This window comes from Leptospira johnsonii, assembly GCF_003112675.1.
GTDB classification, from domain to species: domain Bacteria; phylum Spirochaetota; class Leptospiria; order Leptospirales; family Leptospiraceae; genus Leptospira_B; species Leptospira_B johnsonii.
Map to the genome: position 1 here is coordinate 630310 of NZ_BFAY01000011.1, position 24635 is coordinate 654944.

At 40.6% G+C, this 24635-nt stretch carries 19 protein-coding genes; 14 read left to right on the forward strand and 5 right to left on the reverse strand.

Annotation, left to right across the window (positions count from 1 at the left end):
- The first annotated feature begins 14 nt into the window (after positions 1-14).
- Entirely contained in the window at positions 15-1856 is a 1842-nt protein-coding gene (locus tag LPTSP_RS11885) for an OmpA family protein (RefSeq protein WP_439957021.1), read from the forward strand.
- Between the two features lie 88 nt (positions 1857-1944).
- Entirely contained in the window at positions 1945-3201 is a 1257-nt protein-coding gene (locus LPTSP_RS11890; RefSeq protein WP_108928956.1) for an FAD-dependent oxidoreductase, read from the forward strand.
- A 3-nt stretch (positions 3202-3204) separates the two neighbouring features.
- Here the strand turns inward: LPTSP_RS11890 and LPTSP_RS11895 are convergent, their stop codons facing one another.
- Positions 3205-4107 (reverse strand): class I SAM-dependent methyltransferase, encoded by a 903-nt coding sequence (locus LPTSP_RS11895; protein WP_108928957.1) that lies wholly within the window; start codon positions 4105-4107, stop codon positions 3205-3207.
- A 211-nt stretch (positions 4108-4318) separates the two neighbouring features.
- Here LPTSP_RS11895 and LPTSP_RS11900 point away from each other — a divergent pair, with 211 nt between their 5' ends.
- Complete coding sequence (locus LPTSP_RS11900; RefSeq protein WP_108928958.1) at positions 4319-6712, forward strand: transglycosylase domain-containing protein; 2394 nt, start codon at positions 4319-4321, stop codon at positions 6710-6712.
- Here the strand turns inward: LPTSP_RS11900 and LPTSP_RS11905 are convergent.
- Positions 6687-8183 carry an ABC transporter substrate-binding protein gene (locus tag LPTSP_RS11905; protein WP_108928959.1) on the reverse strand — a complete coding sequence of 499 codons (1497 nt, stop codon included), beginning with the start codon at positions 8181-8183 and terminating at the stop codon, positions 6687-6689. The two genes, LPTSP_RS11900 and LPTSP_RS11905, sit on opposite strands and share 26 nt — an antisense overlap.
- Positions 8184-8192: 9 nt before the next feature.
- On the opposite strand from LPTSP_RS11905, the gene LPTSP_RS11910 reads away from it, so the two are divergent.
- The 5 genes from LPTSP_RS11910 (at position 8193) to LPTSP_RS11930 (ending at position 15384) form a co-directional block, all read left to right on the forward strand.
- Complete coding sequence (locus LPTSP_RS11910) at positions 8193-10076, forward strand: ABC transporter ATP-binding protein (RefSeq protein ID WP_167396432.1); 1884 nt, start codon at positions 8193-8195, stop codon at positions 10074-10076.
- Between the two features lie 11 nt (positions 10077-10087).
- The gene (gene lpxK, locus LPTSP_RS11915; RefSeq protein ID WP_108928960.1) at positions 10088-11131 is read left to right on the forward strand and encodes a tetraacyldisaccharide 4'-kinase; all 1044 of its coding nucleotides are present in this window, start codon (positions 10088-10090) and stop codon (positions 11129-11131) included.
- A 131-nt stretch (positions 11132-11262) separates the two neighbouring features.
- Positions 11263-12540: an LA_0442/LA_0875 N-terminal domain-containing protein gene (locus LPTSP_RS11920; RefSeq protein WP_108928961.1), complete on the forward strand. Its 1278-nt coding sequence runs from the start codon at positions 11263-11265 to the stop codon at positions 12538-12540.
- A gap of 141 nt (positions 12541-12681) precedes the next feature.
- Complete coding sequence (locus tag LPTSP_RS11925) at positions 12682-14010, forward strand: LA_0442/LA_0875 N-terminal domain-containing protein (protein WP_108929892.1); 1329 nt, start codon at positions 12682-12684, stop codon at positions 14008-14010.
- A gap of 21 nt (positions 14011-14031) precedes the next feature.
- Positions 14032-15384 carry an LA_0442/LA_0875 N-terminal domain-containing protein gene (locus tag LPTSP_RS11930; RefSeq protein ID WP_439957011.1) on the forward strand — a complete coding sequence of 451 codons (1353 nt, stop codon included), beginning with the start codon at positions 14032-14034 and terminating at the stop codon, positions 15382-15384.
- On the opposite strand, the gene LPTSP_RS11935 is transcribed toward LPTSP_RS11930, so the two are convergent.
- Both LPTSP_RS11935 and LPTSP_RS11940 read right to left on the reverse strand, forming a co-directional pair.
- Complete coding sequence (locus tag LPTSP_RS11935; RefSeq protein ID WP_108928963.1) at positions 15378-16139, reverse strand: HesA/MoeB/ThiF family protein; 762 nt, start codon at positions 16137-16139, stop codon at positions 15378-15380. The two genes, LPTSP_RS11930 and LPTSP_RS11935, sit on opposite strands and share 7 nt — an antisense overlap.
- A 12-nt stretch (positions 16140-16151) precedes the next feature.
- Positions 16152-16625 (reverse strand): HEAT repeat domain-containing protein, encoded by a 474-nt coding sequence (locus LPTSP_RS11940; RefSeq protein ID WP_108929893.1) that lies wholly within the window; start codon positions 16623-16625, stop codon positions 16152-16154.
- 102 nt (positions 16626-16727) lie between these two features.
- Between LPTSP_RS11940 and LPTSP_RS11945 the strand changes: the two genes are divergently transcribed.
- Complete coding sequence (locus LPTSP_RS11945) at positions 16728-17888, forward strand: LptF/LptG family permease (protein WP_108928964.1); 1161 nt, start codon at positions 16728-16730, stop codon at positions 17886-17888.
- A 76-nt stretch (positions 17889-17964) separates the two neighbouring features.
- On the opposite strand, the gene LPTSP_RS11950 is transcribed toward LPTSP_RS11945, so the two are convergent.
- Positions 17965-18486: a hypothetical protein gene (locus LPTSP_RS11950; protein WP_108928965.1), complete on the reverse strand. Its 522-nt coding sequence runs from the start codon at positions 18484-18486 to the stop codon at positions 17965-17967.
- A 327-nt stretch (positions 18487-18813) separates the two neighbouring features.
- Between LPTSP_RS11950 and LPTSP_RS11955 the strand changes: the two genes are divergently transcribed.
- From LPTSP_RS11955 to LPTSP_RS11975, 5 genes are all read left to right on the forward strand, one after another.
- Positions 18814-19545 carry an ABC transporter ATP-binding protein gene (locus LPTSP_RS11955; protein ID WP_108928966.1) on the forward strand — a complete coding sequence of 244 codons (732 nt, stop codon included), beginning with the start codon at positions 18814-18816 and terminating at the stop codon, positions 19543-19545.
- Complete coding sequence (locus LPTSP_RS11960; RefSeq protein WP_108928967.1) at positions 19539-21881, forward strand: ABC transporter permease; 2343 nt, start codon at positions 19539-19541, stop codon at positions 21879-21881. The genes LPTSP_RS11955 and LPTSP_RS11960 overlap by 7 nt, the downstream gene beginning before the upstream one ends.
- A 2-nt stretch (positions 21882-21883) precedes the next feature.
- Positions 21884-22756 (forward strand): efflux RND transporter periplasmic adaptor subunit, encoded by an 873-nt coding sequence (locus LPTSP_RS11965; RefSeq protein ID WP_108928968.1) that lies wholly within the window; start codon positions 21884-21886, stop codon positions 22754-22756.
- A gap of 212 nt (positions 22757-22968) precedes the next feature.
- The gene (locus tag LPTSP_RS11970; protein WP_108929894.1) at positions 22969-23496 is read left to right on the forward strand and encodes an LIC10415 family protein; all 528 of its coding nucleotides are present in this window, start codon (positions 22969-22971) and stop codon (positions 23494-23496) included.
- Between the two features lie 33 nt (positions 23497-23529).
- The gene (locus LPTSP_RS11975; protein WP_108928969.1) at positions 23530-24615 is read left to right on the forward strand and encodes an SH3 domain-containing protein; all 1086 of its coding nucleotides are present in this window, start codon (positions 23530-23532) and stop codon (positions 24613-24615) included.
- Positions 24616-24635 lie beyond the last annotated feature (20 nt).

Sequence of the window (24635 nt, forward strand, 5' to 3'; positions counted from 1 at the left end):
AAATAAAATTTATGATCCGTTCTTTTCCATCGTCTCTTTTTTTGATCATTTTCCTGGCATCTACTGGATTATTTGGAGAGGAAAGGATTATCGAAGGTAAACTTCTTCAATTCGGTAGAATGTTAGGCACAGGAAACGAGTTCATCCAGGTACTTTCCAACGATCTAAGTCCTGAACTTTCTAGACTTCATAACCAAACCATCCGTGTTCTCTGCCAAATGCGGGGAGAAAATTGTGACCCAATACGTTATGAGACTTATCCTTTTTCCGAATCCAAAGGACTTGCGGATTGGACCTTAAAAAGAATTCCGAATTACGTGAACAGAGGTTATTTCGCTTTTAATCCAACTGTGACTCCTGACGGACAGTCTATTTTTTGGACTGTTTACTCCAGCAAAGGTAAATCGGGCACTCAAAGGATTTGGTTTGCGGAGAAGGACGATAAAGGTTTTTGGCGAGACGGTAAAGAGATGCCTGCTCCTTTGAATAATGACCTGAACTCAGCAGTAATTGCAGTCCTTCCAAGCAATAATGAATTATTCGTTTTCGGTTCTTTCGGCGACGACGAGGCCACGCGTAAGATACAATTCGAATTCCAAGAAAAAAAGGAAGAATTAAGAAGAAATACCAGAGACGAGATGGAATTCCGACTGAAAGAAGAACAGCTCGCCTATGAATATCTCCGAAAACTAACCAATCTTCAAAATAAGGCAACTGTTCCATTATATAAAAGTTATAAAGAAAAAGGGAATTGGTCCTATCCTAAAGCGATTAACTTTCCTGATTTTTCGAATATATATTTGAAAAATAACACCTCAGTTTTCGGAGGTTCTACTCTTTCTTCTTCCGGAAGGATCCTGATTTATTCAGTCCAACAACCTGATTCTCAAGGCAAATTGGATCTGTATGTAAGTATCCAAAAAGAAGACGGTTCTTTTGCGATAGGTAAAAATTTAGGTGAGATCGTTAATACTTCTTCCGAAGAAACTGCTCCTTTTTTAGCGGGAGACGATAGGACTCTTTATTTCTGCAGCGACGGTCATAAGGGTCTTTCCGTGTATGTGACTAAAAGAATTGGAGACGGTTGGGATAATTGGACCAAACCTATAGAAGTTTCGGCTAACTTAAAAGGTGTAAACTTCTTCTCTATTCCCGTAAATAGCGACTGGGCTTATGTAAGCAAAGAGGGTCAACTTTATATGGCCTATCTTCCGCGAGATTTCCGCCCAAATCCTGTTGTGGTGATCAACGGTAAAGTTTTGGACGAAGAAGGAAATCCATTAGGCGCCGAAATACATTATGAATCCTTAACACGTTTGGAAAAAAGAGGAAGCGCTAAGAGCGATTCCAAAACCGGCTCCTTTAGCTTAGTTCTTCCTTACGGCGAAAAATACGGTTTTTATGCGGAGAGACCCGGTTATCTTTCCGTTTCTCGAAATATAGATCTTACGGAATCCAAACAAGAAGATGCAAAATTAGATGTAGAATTCCGTCTTCCTACATTGGCTGTGGGCAGACAAATTCTTCTGAACAATTTATTTTTTGAGACAAACAAGTCCGAGATCTCCAAGGATTCTGAACCGGAGTTGGACCGTTTGGCGAATTTTTTAAAATCGAATCCTAAACTCAAAATCTCTGTCGAAGGTCATACTGACAACGTCGGCAAAAAAGAACATAACCTGGAACTTTCCGAAAACAGAGCAAAAGCAGTGGCAGATTATTTGATCTCCAAACATGGAATAAACAGCATGAGAGTTCGGACCCAAGGTTTCGGGGATAGCCAACCGATTTCTTCCAATGACAACGCTGGCGACCGTCAAAAGAATAGAAGAGTTGTGTTACAGATCGTGGACTGAATTCGTTCGGTTCCTTTTTTGTAGCATTCCTTCCTTAAATTCAGGTTTTACCTTGTATTTTTGTTTTAAAAAAGGATTCTAACCCGGAATGAAAATAGCGGTCATCGGTAGTGGCATCGCGGGCTTAAGCGCATCTTGGTACTTGGGCAAAGAACATGAAGTCTCCCTTTTAGAAAAACAACCTCTGGTCGGTATGGATGCTCACGGTACCGATCTTTTCTCCAACGGACATTCTATCCGAGTAGACGTTCCCTTTAGAGCGTTCAAACGTAATTATTATCCCTGCCTTTTAGATCTATACCAAGAAGCAGGCATCGAAGTAAGGCCGGTAGATTATTCGTTTTCCTTAAACTACGGAGATGGCACTACTTATTTCGGTTTTTCCACCTTAGGCATCGGAGGCAATTTTGTTCCGATCCCATATTGGGTTTGTTTTTCCAATAAAACCTCCAGACGTATTTTTTCGGATGCGATCCGCTTTTACGAAGAATCAGAAAGAGAACTCCAATCATTAGATGGGGAGCAACTTACCATCTCTCAGTTTTTAAGTAGGTTCGGTTATTCTGTGGAATTCGAGGATCTATACTTGATCCCTATGTTTTCCACGATAAATACTTGTACTTCCGAAAGTGCTAAAAATTACCCTGCAGAAGTTGTAATAGGTTATCATTCCAGCGGATTGAAGTTCCTAAGATTTTTAACCCCGGAAAAAGGGACCAGAGACGTTACCGAAAAACTTTCCAAAAGAGCTTCTTCGGTTCGTTTGAGCACAGATCCTAAAAAAATCGTTTTAGAAAAAGATAAAGTAAAACTGATCTTTGAGAATGGAGAAGAACTTTTTGACAGAGTAATTGTTGCCGCTCCAGCTAACCAGGCCATCTCCATGCTTCCCAACGAATATTCCAAAGAGAAGGCGTTACTCTCTAAACTCAGATACGAGGCTTCGGAAGTTGTAGTCCATTCAGACGAAAAGTTTATGCCAAAACATAAGAAACATTGGGCTCCTATGTGTTTTTCACTTTCAAGAGACAGCTCTACTGCAACAGCTACTATTCTTCTGAACAAGGTTCTTCCTTCTATGAAAGGTAAGGCAATTTTCCAGACCTGGAATCCACTCGTGGAACCGAATGAAAAAGATTTTATCAGCAGATCCAAATTCGAAAGACCTGTGATCGACATAGCGTCTAGAAAGATCTTAGAAGAATTGAAAGGTCTACAGGAACTTCCCGACAAAAAAGTATGGCTCTGCGGCTCTTACGCTAAATATGGAATGCCACTTTTAGAAGCAGGCGTTTCCACTTCTTTGGATGTAAAAAGATGGGTAGAAGGTTCGTTGAGATCTTAAATTCTATTCAGGCTTTCTGACTTTATAGATCCAATATTCGAAATGTTTTTTGATCGCTTCGGAGCCGAAGTATTCACCTAACATTTCGTATCTTCCTGCGAGTCGTTTTGGGATCTTTTTCTCCGATTTAATTTTTTCTAATATAAATTGGGAAAATCCGGGAAATACGAAAGGATCTATTCTTTCCAAAACTTCGAAATTGAATCCTAAGGCGGAATATTCGGAGACGATCCCTTCTACTTTTTTGAGATCGGAAGACATCTTTGCCATTCTAGAGATCAAATTCCTTTTGAAAGTTTCCCAATATGAAATTTTTCTATCGGAGAATAATATCTCTGCGGATACGAATACTCCTCCGGGCTTTAGAATTCTATAAACTTCTTGGATCAATCTGTTCCGATTTGGTATAAAATACAAACTGTCTAAGGCAAGAACGACATCAAAGGTTTTGTCCTCGAATTCCGCTAAACCTTCTACACTTCCTAAAATTAAATTGGGAGAGTTAGTTCGTCCCTCGTAACGTCTTTTTGTGAATTCGATCTGTATCTTAGAGATATTGATCCCGTAAATATTTGAAACATTTACTCCAAACGTATTTTCCCAAATCCTAAATTGATCTCCGCAGCCGAATCCAAGATCCAATAGTTTAGAATCCGGACCCAACCCAGCTAATTTTCCCAAATGTTCTGCAAGATTTGCACAGGCTATGCCGTAATCTTTTGTGTTTTCCCAATAGCCCAGATTGGCCCAGGATTCTCCGTGCTCATTTAAGTAAAGATGAGATAGATCTGTAGGAATTCCTTCTCTTCCGAAGAATAGTCTGACCTTGGGCCAGATCTCCGTCTTTGCAGGCAAAGAAGAAGGATGGCGCAGAGAAATTTCTTTTTTGTAAGGCAGGTCTTCCATTGATCCCTAAGTTCTTCGGTTACCCAAAGCAAAACTTTATTGGACAGAGATTTTGGAAACTGTCTACCAGAATCGTTCTTTATTTGTCCGTTCTCTAATCCTTTCGGATATGTTTCATGCCGACATAAGGAGAGTAGAATGTGGACAAAAATCCGTAAAAAAAGTCCTTTTCTTTCCCTAACTTACGGCGGAAAACCTACCGACGGACCTTATGAACATCAAAGATCGTATCCTTGGAATTTTAGCTTCTATCCTCCAATATTCTAAAACAAACTGGAGATCCATCCTTAAATACTCGGTCATTTCCGGGATTGTAATCCTTTCCTTTTTGGTCGGAGGATCTTACGTTGTATGGCTCACCAAACAGGAAGAAGTCGCCCGCAATTTAGAAACTTTCCAGAGAGAAGTTTCAGATGCGTACGATCCAAACGAGATCAAACCGATCCGCATCCTGGACAAAAACGGTAAATTGATCGGAGAATTTTCTCGCAGAAAATTCAGACCCATCCGTACGGATAATTTAGCAAATCATGGAAATATAATATGGGCTCTACTCAGTTCCGAGGATAGGGATTTTTACGAACACAATGGTGTGAATTTTACCGCTTTACTTAGAGCGATCATTGTCAACCTGACTACTTTCCAGAAGCAGGGAGGCTCCACTCTTACCCAACAGTTGGCAAAACTTACTTTGGATCTGGGAGCCCGCAACGTATTCAATAAGCTCACTGAGTTTTATTGTACATTCTATTTGGAGAGCAAGTTTGATAAGAATACAATCCTTGCAATGTATCTAAATCGTATCTTTTTAGGAGAAGGAAATACAGGAGTAGAAGAAGCTTCTCGTTATTACTTTAATAAACCTGCATATGAATTGACTCCAGCGGAAGCGGCCCTGCTTGTTGGAACAATTCCGGCTCCTTCTAACTATAATGCCGTTCGAAATCCTAAGATAGCTCTCAAAAGACAGAAGATGGTAATGACCGTTATGGGTAAAAACCAAAACCTTCATCCAAATCCTAAATCGATTGAAAGAGATTTCGAGAAGAAGGTAGATGCGAATATCCGCAAGTTCAGATCCTTTTATGTGGTCGAAGAGACCAAGGAAGAAGAGGATAAAGTTGTCATTACTTCCGAAATAGGAAAATACGGATTCGATAAGGATTTTACTATTAATTTGGCATCCGATTTTAATTTCGGAGTCCGCCAGTTCGTAATCGAAAATTTTTCAGAAATAGATCTGGAAAGCCGTGGTATGAACGTGTATACCACATTAGATTATGATAAACAAGAAGCGGCAGAACGCTCTCTCAGGGAAGGAATTGAAGCAGTTCGCAAAAAACTTTCCGAAGATAAAGCAAACTATTTAAAAGCAGGCAAAACTGAAGAAGCTTCCAAACAAAACAAGATCATCGAAAATATGAACGGAAGTTTGATCTCCATCAATCCTACAAACGGATATGTAGAAGCGATGGTTGGAAGTTACAAAATTTCTAATATATTCAGGCTCAACCGTGCAGTTTCCGCTGTTAGACAACCCGGCTCTGTGATCAAAGGGCTTGTGTATCTGATGGCATTCGAAAAAAGGATCGCGACTCCGACTTCCATCGTTGTGGATGAGCCGATCAAGATTAGAGGTTACGCTCCTAAAAACTGGTATAAAGGTCACAGAGGTGCAATGCAGGTCCGAACTGCATTCGCTCAGTCTGTAAACACGATCGCAGTCAAGTTTATGGACGAGATAGGTGTGGGTGATTTTATCCATACCTTAGGAAAAATTTTGGATCTGGACAGTTCCGAATTGAGCAGAAGGTTCCAACACAATCTTACATTAGCACTCGGTTCCGGAGAATTATCTCCCAAAGAATTGGCAACAGTATATGCAACGATCGCAAATAACGGCAAAAAAGTAAAACCGGTGGAGATCCTGAGGATCACTGACTTCGAAGGATCAGAACTTTATGTAAACCTTCTTCCTGATCCAAAAGAAGCGGAGCAAATTTTAGATCCTGTAGCCTGCGCCATGACATTAAACTTATTGGAGGCAGTCGTTTCGGAAGAAGGTACACTCAAGATCGCATTAAAAGATGGGGAAAAATTTCCACTAGGAGGAAAGACAGGAACAGTCCAATCTCCTAAAGAAGCACAAAAACGTTGGGGCTCCAGAAAAGGAGTACGAGACGTTTGGTTTGCAGGTGTGAATCCGAATTTAGTCACCGCGGTTTGGGTAGGCAACGATCTAGGCGCTCCATTCCCCGGCTCCGGTTCGGGCACAAGCGGTTCTATCTGGTTTAGATATGTTTCTCATGTTGCCAGAACATTAGGTTTTAGTGATAGTCTCATCACTCCGTTTAATGGAGATTATGTGAAAGTGGATATCTGCGCGGAAACCGGTGGACTTTTATCCAACGAAGCAGAATGTAAACATCCTCTTTACGGACAGTACTATTACGTGGGAGACCAACCTGGCGGTGGCGCGACTGCTCCTACGGTTACCCAAACAGAAGGAGCTACTTCTACAAACAGTTCCGAAGAAGCACTTTCCGGAGAAGACGCAGTAGAATTAGAGCTTCCTGAAACTAAGGAAGATCCGAACGACGATTAGGATCTTTGAGCAAACGGTCCCCGATCAGATATAGTTCGTAAGGGGACCACAAAAAGATCCAAGGAGCATCTTCGCCTAAAAGTGAAAATGCTTCTTGGATCTGTGGACTTATATCCGTTTTGTCGGTAGATCGGATCTCTTGAAAAATTTTTTCCATTTTGGGATTAGAATAGAAGGCTCTATTTCCTCCGTTCCCAAATCTATCTCCTGCAAACAATGGATCTAAAAATGCAAAAGGCCCGGGAAGATCCGCATACCAAAATAATAACGTTAGATCTCCTTTTCCTTCTCCATTTTCTTTGTATAAGGCAGCCTTTTCCATCGGAAGGATTTTGATCTTTAATCCTAACTCTTTTAGATTTTGGACGATGGCGGCGCCGTTTGCTTGGTTCTCCTCGTCCCCTCTCATCCTAAATTCCAATTCTCTTTCTAAAATTTTAGGATAACATGCCGATTTAGAAAGTAATTCCTTAGCCCTTGAAAGATCATAAGGATAAATTTCTTCCGAAGATGTCCAGCTTTCCGAAATGGATTTTGGGAATGGTCCTACGGAAACTTCCCCCTTTCCTTCTAATAAAACCCGGATGATGGTTCGTTTATCTACAGAGTAATTTAATGCTTTTCTAAAGTTCTTGTCAAAGCAGGGATCTTTAGCGTTGATCGCAACATATTGGACCCCACCTCCTTTTCGAACCGAGATATGATCTTCTTTTACTAAGGAATTTTTGAGAAGGAATACAGGCAATTTCATCAGATCCAATTCGTCTTTGAAATATAAATACAATCCTGTACTTGCTTGTGGAAGAACTCTAAATAATATCTCGGAGCCCAATTCGTTGGGATGATTTGCAACTAATCTAAGATAATTATTCCTCTTCCATTCCGTTAATCTGAAATCTCCGCAAGGCAATTCAGGCGAACCACAATAGATCCAAGCCTGAGGCAAAGAAAGTTTTTCTAAAGTTTCTCTAAGCCCGCCTTCGAAATAAATTTCCAAACTGGAATCGGAGAGAACCTTTCCACCTTTTAAAAATGAATACGTGCTCTTTCTTGGCCCGGGAATACTTCTTAATCTTTCCAAAGAACCTAAGACCGTTTGTGCATTTACATTCGATTTTGGATCAATGCGGATCTCCAAGATCAATCTTCTGATCTTGGAAGAAGGACCTTCTGCTAGCTTGTACGATCTTGCTAAAGAAGTAAGGACCTGACCTTCTCCGTTTATTTCAAAAAGTCTTGGGTAGATATATTTTAGAACAATTCTGGAAGATAGGTCCGTAGATCGGATCGGATCCAATGAGATCGGATCGGAAGGCAGGGAAAATACGAGTTTTTCGGGACTTCTCTCCACTTTTCCGCAATCATAAAAAAGAAGGGACAAAAGAAGGAAAGTCAGAGAAAAGGTAAGAGTCGGTTTCGGTCCGACCTGAAACCGGGACGAGACCGAGTCTAGAAATCTAGGATAAAACATTCCGGACCTATGAACGTCTATAGACGCCTCTTGGGGTATTCCTTCAAGTATAAATACAGATTAATCACCGGGATCGTACTATCCTTTTTTGTATCCATACTAAATGGAGCCTCTCTCACTAGCGTTATTCCGATTTTCAACGCGATCGGAAAAGGCGGAAAGGCCGACTTTCAAATTTTACTCACCAAAAAAGAAAGTATCGCATTCAAAGACAGGGAAGAAGGAAAAGAATTAGAAGCCATTCAAAAGATAGAAGTTCTAGTCGCAGATATTAAGATCAAGACAAACTACTATCTGACCACTCTTCCTAAAGATCAGCTCGTTTTACTTTTTTGTTTATTCATCTTTCCCATCTATCTGGCAAAACTTTTATTTTTAACAGGCGCTGTGTACTGCATCAACTCGGGCGGTTATTTAGCGGTCCGAGATCTACGTTTAGAGCTTTATTCTAAGGCGCAAGAACTTCCACTCAATCATTTCGTACAAGAGAAGACAGGGATCTTTATGAGCCGCATCGTAAACGATGTAGAAGTTCTGGCAAAATTGATCAGCTCGGATCTCAAAGATGCAATCGTAGATTTTTTCTACATACTCACACATTTACTCATTCTTCTTATCTTAAGTTGGGAGATGTTTGTCGCGGTCTTGGTTGTGGTTCCATTGATCATGGGTCCTGTGACTTCTTTTGCGGATAGGATACGAAAGGCGACTCGCAACCAACAAGAAAGATTGTCCGCGTTAAACGGTCATTTGCAAGAAGTGATCTCTGGTATTCGGGTCATCCGCGCATTTTCCATGGAAAAAACGGAGGCGGGAAGGTTTTGGGAGATTAATAACGATCTTTCCGAAAAAACATTCAAAGGACATTTCTATCATCAGATCGGTCCTTCGTTAGTGGAACTTTCTAGTTCTATCGTCGCGGTAATATTTTTGGCATTCGGAGCTTATTTGATCGAACTCCAAAAATTAACCTTAGGTCATTTTATGATCTTCTTCTTAACTTTGGTATTTTTAACTAGGCCTTTCAAACAGATGGGAATGTTATCCAACTCCATCCAAAGTGCTGTGGCTGCAGGAACCAGGGTTTTCGAAATGTTGGATAGTGAAACGGACGTTAGAAATTCTCCGAACCCTATCTATCCTAAGAGACTTTCTAAAGAATTAAAATTTGATTCGGTAGGATACACTTACCCAGGAGCGAAGAGCCCGGCATTGGCCGACTTAAATCTTTCCATACAAAAAGGATCCACAATTGCGTTAGTCGGTTCTTCCGGTGCAGGAAAATCCACATTGGTAGATCTTGTGCCAAGATTGATCGATCCAACTGAAGGATCGATTACTTGGGATGGAACGGATCTCAGAAATTTAGACATAGCATCTTTACGAAAAAAGATCTCCATTGTGAACCAACAGGTATTCTTATTCAACGGAAGCATCCGAGAGAATATCTGCTACGGAACGGAAAACGTTACCGAAGAAAGAATGAGAGAAGTTTCAGAACTTGCATTTGCTACCGACTTCATTCTTTCTTTCGAAGATGGCTTCGATACAGTAGTAGGAGAAAGAGGAGTGATGTTGTCCGGAGGTCAAAGACAAAGGATCTCCATTGCAAGAGCCTTATTGAATAACCCGGAAGTCTTGATCTTGGATGAGGCCACTTCTGCATTAGATACCGAATCGGAAAGAGTGGTCCAACAAGCTCTTGAGTCCTTATACAAAAATAGAACAGTTATCATCATCGCTCATAGACTTTCCACAGTTCAGATCGCAGATACTATTTTTACTATGGAAGGCGGAAAGGTAGTAGAATCCGGATCTCATTCTGAGTTGATACGCCTCGATGGAAAGTATAAGAAATTATACGAGATGCAATTCGCAGAAACTCCGGTTTAAGAAAAAAGAATATGATTTCTGTTGGAAAGATCCTCTTTTTTCCGATCTTATTTTTACTTACTCTGGTTTATAGGATCTTATTTTTTTTAGATAGAAGTTTTAAGAAAGAAAGGGACCTTCCTTCTTCCATAACGATCAGTGTCGGGAATTTTAGTGTAGGTGGAACAGGCAAAACACCTTTCACTCTTCATCTAGCAAAGTTACTCCATTTTAATTTTCCAAATATCCCGATCGTAATTTTAAGCAGAGGATACGGCTCGTCCGGAACAGGAATTAGGAGAGTGACCGAAAATTCTTCTCCCTCCGAAGTCGGGGACGAACCTCTTCTTTTAAAAAAGAATCTTCCTTTTGCAGAAATATATGTAGGAAGGAACAGATACGACTCCTATCTACAATTCAGATCAGAGAACAAAATACAAAACGATCAAAAGGTATTTACATTACTCGACGATGGATTCCAACATCATACTTTAAACAGGGACTTGGATTTAGTTTTATTGGATTGTACGAAACTTTCCAAAAAGGAATTTCTACTTCCTTTGGGCTTATTAAGAGAATCTTATGCTTCCGTTTCCAGAGCAAATTTTTTAGTAGCTTCCAAATTTTCGGAAGAATACGAAGGTTTACTTTCTAAATGGATCAATAAATACAAGCCTTCTCGGACCTTAAGATTTAGATTTTCTCCTAAAGTATTGGTTCCACTTTCCTCCGGATCATCTGAAACATCCGTCGCAGAATTAACTGGAAAATCGGTATTTAGTTTTGCAGGTTTGGGAAATCCAGGTTCGTTTTATTCTTCCTTAAAAGAACAAAATCCTTCCGAGCTAAAAACGAAATCCTATCCGGACCATTATTCATATACGAAAGAAGATCTAACCCAGATCTCCGAAAAAGCTTCCAATCAAGATTATATTATCTGCACGGAAAAAGATGGGGTAAAGATCTCTTCACTTATCGGGACCGATAAGAATTTTTCCAAATGGTTCTATCTAAGATTAGAAACCGTTCTGGAAAATGAATCCGAGCTGATAAGCTCCGTTCGCAGTTTCATCTAACTGAATAAAAAGACTTTCTCTTTCTCCAAAAAATAGTATGATTCTTTCCTCTTTCCTTTATATAGGTAGGAAAGTAGTGAATAGAAATAAATTTTTGATTAAAATATTAAACGGTTAATGAAGAAGGTTGAATGAAATCCAAGATCCTATTTCTATTCTTAATATTCCTACCGATAGTTCTGTTTGCGGAACCCCAAACCGTATATTTGCGTAACGGCCAAGTATTACATGGAGATGTCACAAACCAAACCGCGACCCATATCGATCTGAAATTGCAGAGCGGAGAAACAAGACGTATCCAAAAAGAAAACATACTCAGGATCGCGTATAGAGAACCTCAAAAAGAAGAGCCTAAAAAGACAGAAACACCGGTAATCCCTGTAGAAAAACAGGAGCCCAAAAAGCAAGAACCGGAAATTGTATCCCCTCCTCCTGTCCTGAAAGAAGCCAAAAGAGTGGTCAGAAATCCATTAGAAAGACATTATATAGATTTCTACTTAGGCGCCGGAAATGGAACCTTCTCCCCTCAGACCATAGATTTTTATTATAAGTACCAGAACATCAGAAGTTTATTTATAGATGCGACTCCTTTCTATCTAGCTGGGAGCCCGAACCGCACCGCAGGCACATCTGTCTCTGCAGGGATCAATTATAAGTTCAAAAAATTCTCTGTAGAAGCCGGTGGAATGGAAACTAATACTTCTACAAGTTCTAAGAATATCGGATCGGAAGCAGAGCCGATAGTGGTTTACGGATCCTATCCGGAACAAATGAAGGCGGCTTTCTTTAAAGGATCTTATTCTGCACTTTCCAAATCCAATTTCGAGTTGTATCCGAGCGTAGGTTATATCCGAACTTGGAATAGAACAAAGGATTCAAATTCGCAGGTATTTCAGTCAGATAGCGTAGGTGGGAAATCTAACTTTCAAGCTTCCGAAAGTTTGAGTGGGACTTCTGCCGGATTAGGTTTTGCATATTTGTTCGGATCTAAATTCGAAATAAGGTCCGAATTCGAATCCTTAACCATGAAAGGTTCCCAATCCATCCACCAAGATTATACAGCAATATTTTTAGCTCCTCCTTACACTCTGTTTGTATTACCTGCAGATTACAGTTTTGATTGGAAGGCAAAAGGAACTCACGCATCGTTAAAGCTGAGTTATTTTTGGAAAATGGGGATCGGATTTTTTATCAAATATGATTCTTACCAATGGAATTACTCCTTACAAGACGGTAGTTTTCCGATCACGCTTTCTTTGGATTCTGATCCTCCTACTTTATCCGAACTTGTAAGTTGGAATTTCAGTCAAAAGCTCGTGGCTCAAACAATAAATGCCACAAGTAGGGCGACTTCGATACAATTCGGAGTTTCCAAAACATTGAACTTCGGACCCGAGGAAAATTATTAACCGAACTGTATTTTGCTAATGTAGTATTTGTTATACGATAACCGCTCTTAGTTCTCAGGCGTGTCAATTTATTGCTTGAATCTTGCTTTCATTCCAAGGATTCTTTCCCAGAATTCAAAACTGAATGGAGCCGGATCTGGAATGCGAAGACTAAAAAATAAGGTAAGAGCGGCAATCTTCTTCGGATGTATGGTCTTCTCCCTAACTTCCGTCCATTCAAACGACCAGGTCATCTACATGAAAGACGGAAGAGTGATCACTGCAGAGATCATTTCCCAAACAGCATTCAAGATGGTGATCAAACTGCCTGACGGTTCCACGAAAGAAATTTCAAAACAAGATATCAAAAGAGTAGCATTTAAAGAAGCAAAGACCCCGGAACCTAAAGACAAAACTCCTGTCGGACCTCCTACGCCCACTCCGGAAGAAATTGCGAAACAACAGGAAGAAGATTCCAAAAAGCAAGCAGTCCTAGACGAGAAGACTGAAAAAAGAAAAAAACAGATCGAAGAAGCAAAACGAAATCGTTTAGAACTATTTTTGGGCACCGGATCCGGAACCGTTAACTTCCAAGGTGCAAATTTTTACGACCATGTGATTGCGGTCGGAAGTTCTCTTGGCCAAGACAGCGGCAAATTCGAATACCCGATAGAACCAAAACCTAAAAGCGGAAAGGCTAGCTCTTTCGAAGTTAGATATTCTTGGAATCGTTTTGTAGGAGAGGTGGGTGCAAGTTCCGTAACATCCTCTGCCACCCAAAATATTATCGGAGTAGACGGTCCGAGCAGTGGAACATTCCCAAAATTAATCCACGGCAGCTATGATGTTTCTATGAAACATGTTTACGGAAATTTCTCCTACTCAGTATATCCGCATCCTAAATACGATATCCGTCCTGTGATTGGGTACCACCAGTTCTGGACAAAGACGGACAATTCAAACGCGTTAGCATTCGGGACGGGAGTGGCTCCATTATTTTCAGATCAATATTTCGGAACTGATCCTACTTCCGTTGCAGAAGGTTTAAAAGGTTTCTCCTACGGGATCCAATACGATATTAAATTTGAAAAATTCGAGATCCGCACAGGATTACATATTCTCCAAATGAAAGGCTATGGAACTTACGATCGACAACTGAATGCTTATGCACCTGCAAGCGCTCAGACCCAAGCAGAGGATATCGACGAATACAATAAATGGGTCGCTAAGGGAGCGATCATAGATTTGAAAATTTTATATCCATGGAAATACGGAGTCAGCTTTTGGATGGGGTTAAATAGTATGAGTTGGACTTATACAATGTCTGAATCCGCTTTGAGCGTGGGCAATGAAGGTTCAGGAGCGGATCCGCAAAATTATATACTAGGAAAACTACTATTCGAGTCTTTAGTCGGTCCTGGCGCACTCAAAGAAACAAAAGCAACCACAATCCAAATCGGCGCAACCTACTCGTACGACTTTAACAAATAAACACGTCTAATCTCTCTGACTATGTTTTATCTGAAACGAATTTTCGTTTTAAGCTTACTTGCCCTCTTCCCCATAAATATTTTCGCCGAAACCCAATATGTGTACATGAAAGATGGAAGGATCTTGAAAGGGGAAGTACTTCACCAAAGCGCATTCAAAATCAGATTCAAAAGTACAGAAGGAAAAGAAGAAGAAATACTAAAATCCTCGATACGCAGAATTACATTCAAAAATCCTGATATAAAAGAAGCTCCTAAACAAGAAAAGGTCGAAAAACCGGACCCGGCACTCGAGGCAAAATTAAAGGCAGAAGAAGAGGAAAGGCAAAAGAAGTTAGAAGAAGAAAATCTTAAAAAAGAGAAAGAGTCAAAAGTTTCCCAAGAAAAAGTCCGCTCTAATCTTTCAGATCGTCATCGTTTCGAAGTTTTAGCAGGTATAGGGAGAAGCAGTTACGAAAGCCAGGTTGCAAACTTTCACAGAAGTGTGGAACAATATGGCACGATTTTAGGAGGTGGCGGCGGATTTTTCTATAATTCTCCGGATCGAAAAGTTTCAGACGCAAAAACTATAAACCTAAGATATACTTGGAAACGTATTATCGCAGAACTCGGCGGATCTCATCTAAACTCCTTGGAATCGGTAAATAATTTCGGAAATATTGTATATCCGGACCTTTCCGGGACAACAGTATCGCAGGCAGCATTTACGCCGGGAGTTCCTTATCATACTATCAGTTACAAACAGATAAACGCTCAAATTTCCTATACAGTATATTCTAAATCCGGATTAGAAGTCCGACCTATATTAGGGTATCATAAAGTATGGCAGAAGGGAAAAGACGATTCTACTTACGAAATTTCTCCAAAAGATCCTGCAAATTCGAACGCAGTAGATTGGACCATAAAATATGGAGTGAGTTTCAGCGATTATCTCAGCGGGCCTTCGGTTGGAGCGGCCATAGAATACAAATGGAAGGAAAAATGGGAAACTAGGTGGGAATTCCAAAAACAATTCTTACATGGAAATTCAATTTATACAAGGGACCAGATCGCCTACCTTGTGGGAAGTTTTTTCGAAGAAAGAGCAGCATTGAATAACCAATGGAAAGTCGATTCACAATCTATCTCAGGAAAGTTAATCTATCATTGGAAAGATTCGATCTTCTTTTGGACGGGGTTCCAATATTCTAAACTCACTTATAAAATGGAACATTTAGGCGGAGACCTAGATCTAAACGGAAGTCCCCTAGACGCCTTAGTAAACACAGAATTGATCCAATCTTTGACCCAAGGACTTGCAGGAAATTCAACTGCAAAGGCGATCTATATAGGAGCGGGATATTCTTTAGACTTCTCTAAAAAAGAAACTCAGTGAAGCGAACCGCAGACAAAACAATCCTTACGTCTGACTGTGGAGATAGTCCTGAACTCCATAGATTTGGAATCTACTTGTAAAATCCTGCCGAATAAACCTGAATCTCTTTCCGAATCACTTAATAAAAATTGAATACTTTCCGTCGCTTGGATGCTACCGATCATTCCTGCCATACTACCGATCACTCCTGCATCCGCACAAGAAGGCACATGTTCCGGAGGAGGAGGACTCTCATACACACATCTAAAGCAGGCATCCTTTCCGGGACGAACTCCCATCACCATTCCTTCAAAACGAAGTACACCTGCAGTGATAAATGGGATCTTTTCTGCTACACAGATATCGTTTGCCAAGAACTTGGTGTCGAAATTATCTGAACCTTCTAAAACTAGATCGGATCCACTGAGTAGATCTTTTGCATTCTCGGCGGTAAGTCTAGCCTGTATACCTTCTACCCTTATATAAGGATTTAAAGATCTAAGGTTCTCTGAAGAAGCATCCGATTTGGATCTTCCTATATCAGAATGTTTGAATATGATTTGTCTTTGCAGATTAGTAGTGTCTAGGACATCGGAGTCTATGATCCGGATATTTCCAACTCCGGCAGCCCCTAAATACAACAAAGCCGGAGATCCAAGACCCCCGGCTCCGATTACCGTAACTACGGAATTTTTGAGTTTCTCCTGACCCGCCCTCTTAACTTCGTTTAGAAGAATATTACGAGAATAGCGGCTCAGTTCTTCCGGACTCAACATCCGAGAAAAGGATTAACCCTTCAGTTTTTTAGTGAGAACGTTTAAGAAATCGGAAACGAACTCATCGGATCTACGGTTTTTATCCGCAAATTCAAGAGCTTCTTTCGCAGCGTCTTCCGCCTTCTCATTTTTGATCACGATATTCAGGATAGAAACAAGAGCAGTGTAAACTATGTCTCCGTTATCAGAGCTGATCACTTTGTTTTTCAGAGCGATAGTGGAATCACCAGCCTCTCCGATCTGACCCAAAGCGATCCCAGCAGGAACTGCAACTTTAGGATCGTTGGAACGGTTCAGAAGATTGATCAATTCTGGAACTGCGGACTTTTCTTTTTTATCTCCCAAATAAAGGGAAGCTTCGATTTTTTCCTGATCGGATCCGCTGGAGAGTGCCTTGATATGATCTTCCGTACTTTTTTCGGCAGAAACCGAAACTGTAAAAATAAGGGTGGCGAGTATTGCTAGCGTAATGGCGCTTTTTTTCATGATCTCCTCCTGTAACCGAGGAATCTTCCCTCGGGAGCCAAGATCGTCAACCCAAATAAATGGTTCGTAGGAATCGCTCGGCCTTTTGATGATGGATTCGGAATGCAATTCAGTCTTCCCGAAATCCGTCCCAAAGAATGGATCCATAGACTAAAGGAGGAATTTTTCCCTCCTAGGATCTTAGATAAGTATGTATTCTCCGAGTTCATAAAAATATTTATCGGGGCCCTTATTACTTTGGGATTTTTGGCCCTCATGTCATCTTACAGCGATATCAAGGGAGACATGGCCTCCTCCAAAGGGGGAAAGATCCACGGTTGGCTTTTTATCCTATTCCGACTTCCCCAGATGCTCATCCAGTACATCATGAACATCGCCATACTCTTCTCCGTTTCCTTTACCGTCGGACAATTTTCGGCGAATAAAGAATTGGTGGCTATGATGGCTGCCGGTATCTCTTTCAGAAGAATAGTGGCACCGATCGTGGCATTCAGTTGTGTTCTTTGGTTTGCGGCATTCTTCTTAAAACAAACCGTAGTAGCACCTTTAAATGCAAGGGCAAACGAAGAACATAAAATGTTGAAAGAAGGGGACCAAAACACGTTAGTCGGTGTCGTCTACCAAAAACATTTTAAAGGCCAAGAAGGTTTTTATTATATTTACTATTACGATACTAAGGAAGAAGAGATCAAAGGCGGATTTAATTATATCTGCCTAACCCAGGAGCAAACTCCTGATTATCTTTTGGTGGCACAAAGAGCAAAATTCGATTACCAAAAGCAAGTTTGGATCTTAAAAAGTGTAGAAGAAACAAAATTCGACGATGATCTACAGGTAGTCTCCGTGCAAAAGTTCGCGGAGAAGGAATACACACTCCCGGAAAAGCCCGACTATTTCAAAAAATTAAAAGGTTCTGTCGAAGAGATGAACTTCTTCGAACTTTCCGAAGAAAAGGAAAATCGCATTCGTAAAGGATTATCTTACGGAGACGTGGATATAGCAAAACATACATTGTTTGCAGAACCTTTGTTGATCGTGGTCTTAACATTGGTTGGATGTGCCAGCGGATTTTTTACCAAAAGAATGGCGATCGTATCTTCTCTTGGAGTAAGTATCAGCGTAGCTCTTCTTTATATGATCATGGATCCTTCTTTCAAATCTTTGGGAGAAAACGAAGTCATCCCAATCTGGCTTGCGAGTTGGATCACTCCCATACTCTTTTTATCAGGACTATACGTAGTTTACAAAAGACTAAAAGTCTGAACTCAAATAAAAAAGCCCCCGAAGATGGGGGCTTTCAGAATTCTGTTTTCAAAAATAGAATTCGGTTTCTTTAATATTATTTTCCGCCTTTAGGCGTAACAGTCGCTTTGGGCACGATCACTCTTATATTATTCTTTTGGATCTTATATCCTCCGGAAACGGTAATAATTCCCTTAAACAGATCAGAAGTATCGGTAATTTTTGCCATGAACCAGTTTCCAGTCATAGCTTCTTCTTTCGATTCAGGAGCTCTGTATCCGTCTTCCGTTCCCATGTCAAACATGATCACTTTTACTCCCAGCTTTAGATCCTTGTCAGTAGCAAGTCGGGTCATATAAAAGTTTTTGGTCCAATACTTCTTACCGTCAGTCACTTGTAGAAATTCGCCTTCTCCTTTTGTTTTCGTAGGAGAAGCTGGGGTCATTTCCTTAGCGATATATACGTTGATATAAGTTTGATCGTTATATTCTTCCCTGGAAACAAAATAGTCGTCCGGTTGGATGAAATGATCATCCTCTTCTGCGAACAAACCTACCGGTAACAAGCTGAGACAAAACGCTACGATCGCGATCACTCTAAATATGTTTCTGTTTTTCATTCCTAAACTCCGTGAAACCTATTCATTCGCCGAAACTATTAGTTCCGGCTGTGAATAATTTATTGCATATTAAAGATATAGTTGTTTTAGTCAACGCTTCCAAGAAAAAGACCTGCTCCGTTTTCGCAAAGTTTTCGGATACTGATCTAAATTTTTTTTGGATCGGGTAGTCTTAAATCTAGAAAAAAAGGATAAATTACTTTCTGAAAAAAGACTGACAATCCTCTATTCGACCGTATATATAAACTTTAAAAAAGATTAACATAGATCAATCCTGTTCCCGAAAATTTTATTTTACGTAAGCCCTTAGACATAAATGATCCTTGTATGAAAAAATCCGGAAAAAACGATCCGAAAGAGCCTGTCTTTGAAACCGTAAAACTTGGCAAAATTTACGATATGGGCCAAGTTAAGGTTCCGGCTTTGATCGATATCAATGTTCGATTTTTCAGATCCGAATTTTCAGTTTTATTGGGCCCTAGTGGCAGCGGAAAATCCACCTTGCTAAATATATTAGGAGGTTTGGACTCTCCCAGTTCCGGAAAGATCCTTTTCAACAATAGGCCTTTGCAGGCCGATCAAAACGACGATCTCACCGAATTCAGAAGGAAATATGTGGGATTCGTATTCCAATTTTATAATTTGATCCCGAGCTTAACGGCAGAAGAGAACGTAAGACTTGTTACGGATATCTCAGACAATCCCATGTCTTCTTCGGAAGCGTTAGAACTAGTCGGTCTTATAGACAGAAAAGATCATTTTCCTTCCCAACTTTCCGGAGGAGAACAACAAAGGGTGGCGATCGCAAGAGCGATAGTGAAACGACCTGAAATACTTCTCTGCGACGAACCGACAGGAGCCTTGGATTTTAAAACAGGAAAGATCGTCCTGGACGCAATCTCTAAAATCAACAAAGAGTTAGGCACAACTACAATCATAATCACACATAATGTAAGTATCACTTCTATCGCGGATAGAGTTGTGGAAATGAGAGACGGATCTATAGTCTCCGACAAACCAAATTTAAAAAAAACCTCCACAGAGAATATTCATTGGTAAAGGTCCTAGACAAAAAAGCCCTTAGGGAATTATTAGCTTGGAAATCCCAGGCACTGACGATCACGTTAGTGATCGCTTCCGGGATAGCAGTCTATCTGACTTCTCTAAGCGCTTACGATTCCCTTTTGGTCTCCAGGAACAATTTTTATTCAGAATATTCTCTCTCTCAGGGATTCGTTTCCCTTCATAAAGCTCCCGAATCTATAATTTTAGATATTTCTAAAATACCAGGAGTTTCCTATGCGGAAGGTAGGATTATCAAAGACATAGTTTTGGATTTCGAATCCGAATCTATTCCGAGCGGAGGAAGGATTGTCACCTTAACGGAAGGTTTAAACCGTTTGGCTTTATTGCAGGGAAGATTGCCGAGGGAAAAAGACGAAACTGTGATCAGCGAAGCCTTCTCCCTAGCAAATCGATTAGGACCGGGCTCCAAACTTACCGCAGTCTTGGATGGAAAGAAAAAAATACTGACCGTCTCAGGGATCGCACTTTCACCCGAATATGTGTACGTCTTTCGTCCGGGAGGATTTCTACCGGATGATAAACATTACGGGATCCTATGGATGAAAAAGGAAAGTGTTGAAGAGATCTTCGACATGAACGGAGCGATAAACGATATAATATTTGATTTTGCTCCCGATGCCGAAAAAAACTCAGCACTAAAAGAAGTGGATCTGAAGCTGACTACATTCGGAGGATTAGGCTCTTACGATAGGGACAAACTTCCGTCTCATTCCTTTTTGAGGGACGAATTCAAACAATTAAGAACAACAGCGTATTCTATTCCAATGGTATTTTTAGGAGTAGCAGCCTTCCTTCTTCATATAGTCTCTTCCAGAATGATCTCGAAACAAAGGGAACAGATCGCCACTTTAAAAGCGCTTGGATATGGAGACAGAAGTATCGCATTCCATTATTTAAAGATAATATTATTCATCTGTATCATAGGCTCCTTTTTAGGAATAATATTCGGATATTATTTAGGAACGCAGATGGTGGATCTATATGGAGATTATTATAGATTCCCGAACCTCAAATTCCTATTCGACCCTAGGTTGGCGATCCAAGGAGTATTGATCGGTATAATTTCAGGCATGGCCGGCTCCTTATTATCGATCAGAAAGGCGACTTCCCTTCAACCTGCCCAAGCGATGAGACCTCCTTCTCCGGAAAATTTCTCAAAAAGTTTCTTGGAAGAATATTGGAAAGATCTACCGGTAGTGTATAGGATCGCTATACGAAACCTGATCAGAAGGCCCGGGCGGACTTTATTATTCGTATTGGGAGTTTCTTCTTCCGTAATGATCATGATCCTTGGTTTGTTCTCCAGAGATACGATGAATTCCATTCTAAAAATACAATTCGAAGATCTGCAAAGAGATACGGTAACATTAAATTTTCAGAATGCGATCTCGTCCGATTCCCTTTTGGAATTAGCGAAGAAGGAGGGAGTCTTATTGGCGGAAGGATACAGAGCCGTGCCGATCCGCATCCGTTACGGAAATTCCAGCAAAGAAACCGTCCTAACAGGGATGCCTGAAAAATCCCATCTCCGAAGATTGATCAATGAACAAGGACAAAACGTTCCGGTTCCGGAAGATGGGATCCTCTTGAATTCCGGTTTAGCGAAAAAATTCGGGATACATAAAGGAGATAAAATACAACTGGAAGTATTGGAAGGACAAAGGATCAAAACGGAAGTAGAAGTAACCGGTATCATCAACGAAATACTAGGACAAGGAGCCTATAAGGAGATCCAATCCTTAAACAGATTGTTAAGGGAAGGAGATCAGGTAAATATTGCCGCTCTTTGGACAGACTCCTCTAAAGAAGAATCTTTATTAAACGAATTAAAATCCTATCCCAAGATCTCCGGAGTGTCCACACGCAAAAGGACCTTGAAGGTATTTTATGAATTGATGTCCAAAAGTATATTGGCGACTTCCTTGATCATAATGATCTTTGCATGTATTATTTCCGTGGGAGTGGTCTATAATACCGCCTTGATCTCACTTTCCGAAAGGGCTTTTGAGTTGGGTAGTCTTAGGATCTTAGGTTTTACTAAAACAGAAGTTTTCACGATATTATCCGGAGAATTGACCATTGTAATTCTAGCATCCCTTCCTCTTGGATGTTTGCTCGGTTATTTTTCAGGATATGCAATTTTGAACACTGTGGAAACGGAAGGATTTAAGATCCCATTATTCGTTTCTCCAAAAACGTACGTAATTTCTATCATTACTGTACTGATGACTTCTTTATTTAGTTTCTGGATACTTTACGTAAAAATAAAATCAATGGATCTGATCTCCGTATTAAAGGTAAGAGAATAATAATGCAACTTAAGGAAATTCTATTAAACTTGTATTCCAACAGGATCGCCCGATTTTCCGCCGCGGGCCTCTTGCTAATTCTTCTAGGCTGGTGGATCTTCCGGCCCAAACCGTTGCAAGTGGATACAGGAACGGTAGAAAAAGGAACTTACCGACAAATCGTGGAAGAAGAAGGTATCACAAGAGTAAAAGAAAAATTCACACTCTTCTCCCCTGTAAACGGAGTACTACAAAGATTAGAAAAACACGTGGGAGAAAAAGTCAAGAAAGGAGAGATCTTAGCAGTCGTACGTTGGGATTATGATAGAACGATAAAGTCCCCGATATCGGGAAGTATTCTATCGATCCAAAGAGAAAGCGAAGGTCCTATCTCCATAGGAGCGCCTATCCTGGAAGTTGGAAATACTTCTTCTCTTGAGATAGTGTGTGACGTGCTTACCCAAGACAGTACTCATATTCACCCTGGAGATCCTGTTTTGATAGAAGGATGGGGAGGAGAACCTTTCCAAGGAAAAGTCAGACTAATAGAACCTGCTGCCTTCACTAAAATTTCCTCCTTGGGTGTGGAAGAGCAAAGAGTAAGGACCGTAATAGATATAACTCCCCCTCCTGAGATGGGGGATTCCTTCCGAGTCCAAGCAAAAATAGTATCCTTTAGCAAAGATAATGTATTGATCCTGCCAACCGCCGCTCTGTTCAGAGAAGGAGAAAACTGGACCGTATTTAAAGTGGTAAAGGGTAAGGCACAGAAAACTAACGTTAAGATAGAAGCAAGAAGCGGAAAGTCTTCCCTTTTGACAGAAGGTTTGTCAGAAGGAGACGAGGTAGTTTTGTATCCTACGGAAGAGATACAGAACGGAAAAAGGGTGAAATAACCCAATATAACCTATTCGGATTTTTTTCTGAAAAAACTGAACTTTTTGAAAAAAAATTCATTGGTTCTCTAAAGTTTGTCCGATACTTAGTACAGATATGCCTAGGGAGTAACCGCTTAGATGCGACATAAACTCTTTGGAACATGAAGAATCGGGTTTATCTACCGATTTTCCAAAGAGTCGCCGGATACACCGAAAGGAGGGTAAAGAACATGGACGTTCAACTTACGAATCTAGTCTCATCAGCAGAGAAACTTCTCCGCGACAAGAGATCTTCCGTTCCAGGAAGAACGGGAGTGCCCTCGGAAGCCCAGAACGCAGCCGACAAAACCGAGTTTTCTAGTAGCTTGACCTCTAGATACTTGAAAGTTCAAGAAACCTTGGGAAATCTCCAAGAAGAACTTTCTAAGGAACAAATGAAGCTCGGAGTATTGAGCGAAGCTAAGAGCACACCTAAAGAGGATCTTATTAATATCCTTTTCGGAGAAACTCCTTTGTTCAGAGAATTGGTAGAAAATCCGAACCAGGATCTAAACCAATTGAGAGAACAGGTCCAAGTAAAAAAGGACCAACTGATGGATTCTATCCGCAAATACGAAGTAGAATCCGAGAACGTGCTCTCCGTCGGAATGCTTAAGAACCCTGAAAATTTCCGGAAATCGATCGAAAACCTTTCCGGTAAAGACATTCAGATGAAGCAGCTGTCCGAGAAAACTATAGAAAGGTTGATCCAAGATTAAAAAGCTTGCGGACACGGATCGTAAAACGATGCTGTGGCTGCAATGGCGTTTAAATTTCGGATCTTATTACTTTTACTTCTGCCACCATTGTATCTTTCTTTGGTCGCGCAAACCTCAGATACATACTACTATGTATTGATCACCTCAGGAGTGTTAAACGTCAGAGAAGCTCCTGAAAACGGAAAGATCATCTTTACATTGAATCGGGGAAATAAGGTTAAAATCCTTCCCGATGAAACAAAAGGCCCAATCGATTGGACAAAGATCAAAGCGGAAGATGGTAGAACAGGTTTTGTTTCCAGAAAATTCTTAGGACTCACACCGCCAGACACTTTGGACGAGTACAAATTAATTGGATTCGTTTGGTCCGGATACGATCCAAAGGATCTTCCTATCTTTGTTCCACTAGCATTCTTCGGCCAAAAAGGTTGGCAAGAAGCAAAAGACGAATACGAATTCGATTATAAATTCAGAAGTGGTGTGAATACTTCTCTTCCTTCCTTTTCATTATTAGAAGGAAATAAAGGTCCCTCTTTTGCCGCAGCCTCGCCTACTACATATGGATGCCAGGAATTCCCCGCATTAAAAGTAAAACCAACTGGAGATGTTAAAGCCAAAAAAGATTGGTTGGTATACTCTCCGGATCTTGGACTCCAATCAATTCCTCTCCAAGAATTATCCAAAACGGACACAGATTATACTCTTTTCAAAAACTTAGCAGAAACCACTTGGAAGGCAAGAGGATATCCCGAAACAGAATGGCTTCATTCCACAATGGAAGAAGTATATTCTTTCAAGAATAACAAAAAGGAAACGTTTCTTTCGGGTAGGATCGCTTATCATAAAAAAGGCGCAGAAAGAAGATACCTCTATCTACTCGGTCGCAAATTCGGAACGGACAGAGTTCTGATCTCCTTCGAAAAATCCGAAAAACTTACGGAAGATTTAGGATTTTACGGCGGCTCTTTCCATTTGATCGGAGTGATCTATAGGGAAGAAGATCCGGTCCCTATATTATTATTTACTGATATAGGATACGACTCTTCTATTAAATCTTTATACGAATTAAAGAACGGGACTTTGCAGTTATTATTGAGAGGCGCAGGCGACGCCTGCTGACATTTTTCAGTTCTCGCCGC

Bases quoted from the DNA above. Each gene is read 5' to 3' on its own strand.
- LPTSP_RS11890 (WP_108928956.1), top strand. From the start codon at position 1,945: ATGAAAATAGCGGTCATCGGTAGTGGCATCGCGGGCTTAAGCGCATCT.
- LPTSP_RS11895 (WP_108928957.1), bottom strand. From the start codon at position 4,107: ATGGAAGACCTGCCTTACAAAAAAGAAATTTCTCTGCGCCATCCTTCT.
- LPTSP_RS11900 (WP_108928958.1), top strand. From the start codon at position 4,319: ATGAACATCAAAGATCGTATCCTTGGAATTTTAGCTTCTATCCTCCAA.
- LPTSP_RS11905 (WP_108928959.1), bottom strand. From the start codon at position 8,183: ATGTTTTATCCTAGATTTCTAGACTCGGTCTCGTCCCGGTTTCAGGTC.
- LPTSP_RS11910 (WP_167396432.1), top strand. From the start codon at position 8,193: ATGAACGTCTATAGACGCCTCTTGGGGTATTCCTTCAAGTATAAATAC.
- lpxK (WP_108928960.1), top strand. From the start codon at position 10,088: ATGATTTCTGTTGGAAAGATCCTCTTTTTTCCGATCTTATTTTTACTT.
- LPTSP_RS11920 (WP_108928961.1), top strand. From the start codon at position 11,263: ATGAAATCCAAGATCCTATTTCTATTCTTAATATTCCTACCGATAGTT.
- LPTSP_RS11925 (WP_108929892.1), top strand. From the start codon at position 12,682: ATGCGAAGACTAAAAAATAAGGTAAGAGCGGCAATCTTCTTCGGATGT.
- LPTSP_RS11930 (WP_439957011.1), top strand. From the start codon at position 14,032: ATGTTTTATCTGAAACGAATTTTCGTTTTAAGCTTACTTGCCCTCTTC.
- LPTSP_RS11935 (WP_108928963.1), bottom strand. From the start codon at position 16,139: ATGTTGAGTCCGGAAGAACTGAGCCGCTATTCTCGTAATATTCTTCTA.
- LPTSP_RS11940 (WP_108929893.1), bottom strand. From the start codon at position 16,625: ATGAAAAAAAGCGCCATTACGCTAGCAATACTCGCCACCCTTATTTTT.
- LPTSP_RS11945 (WP_108928964.1), top strand. From the start codon at position 16,728: ATGCAATTCAGTCTTCCCGAAATCCGTCCCAAAGAATGGATCCATAGA.
- LPTSP_RS11950 (WP_108928965.1), bottom strand. From the start codon at position 18,486: ATGAAAAACAGAAACATATTTAGAGTGATCGCGATCGTAGCGTTTTGT.
- LPTSP_RS11955 (WP_108928966.1), top strand. From the start codon at position 18,814: ATGAAAAAATCCGGAAAAAACGATCCGAAAGAGCCTGTCTTTGAAACC.
- LPTSP_RS11965 (WP_108928968.1), top strand. From the start codon at position 21,884: ATGCAACTTAAGGAAATTCTATTAAACTTGTATTCCAACAGGATCGCC.
- LPTSP_RS11970 (WP_108929894.1), top strand. From the start codon at position 22,969: ATGGACGTTCAACTTACGAATCTAGTCTCATCAGCAGAGAAACTTCTC.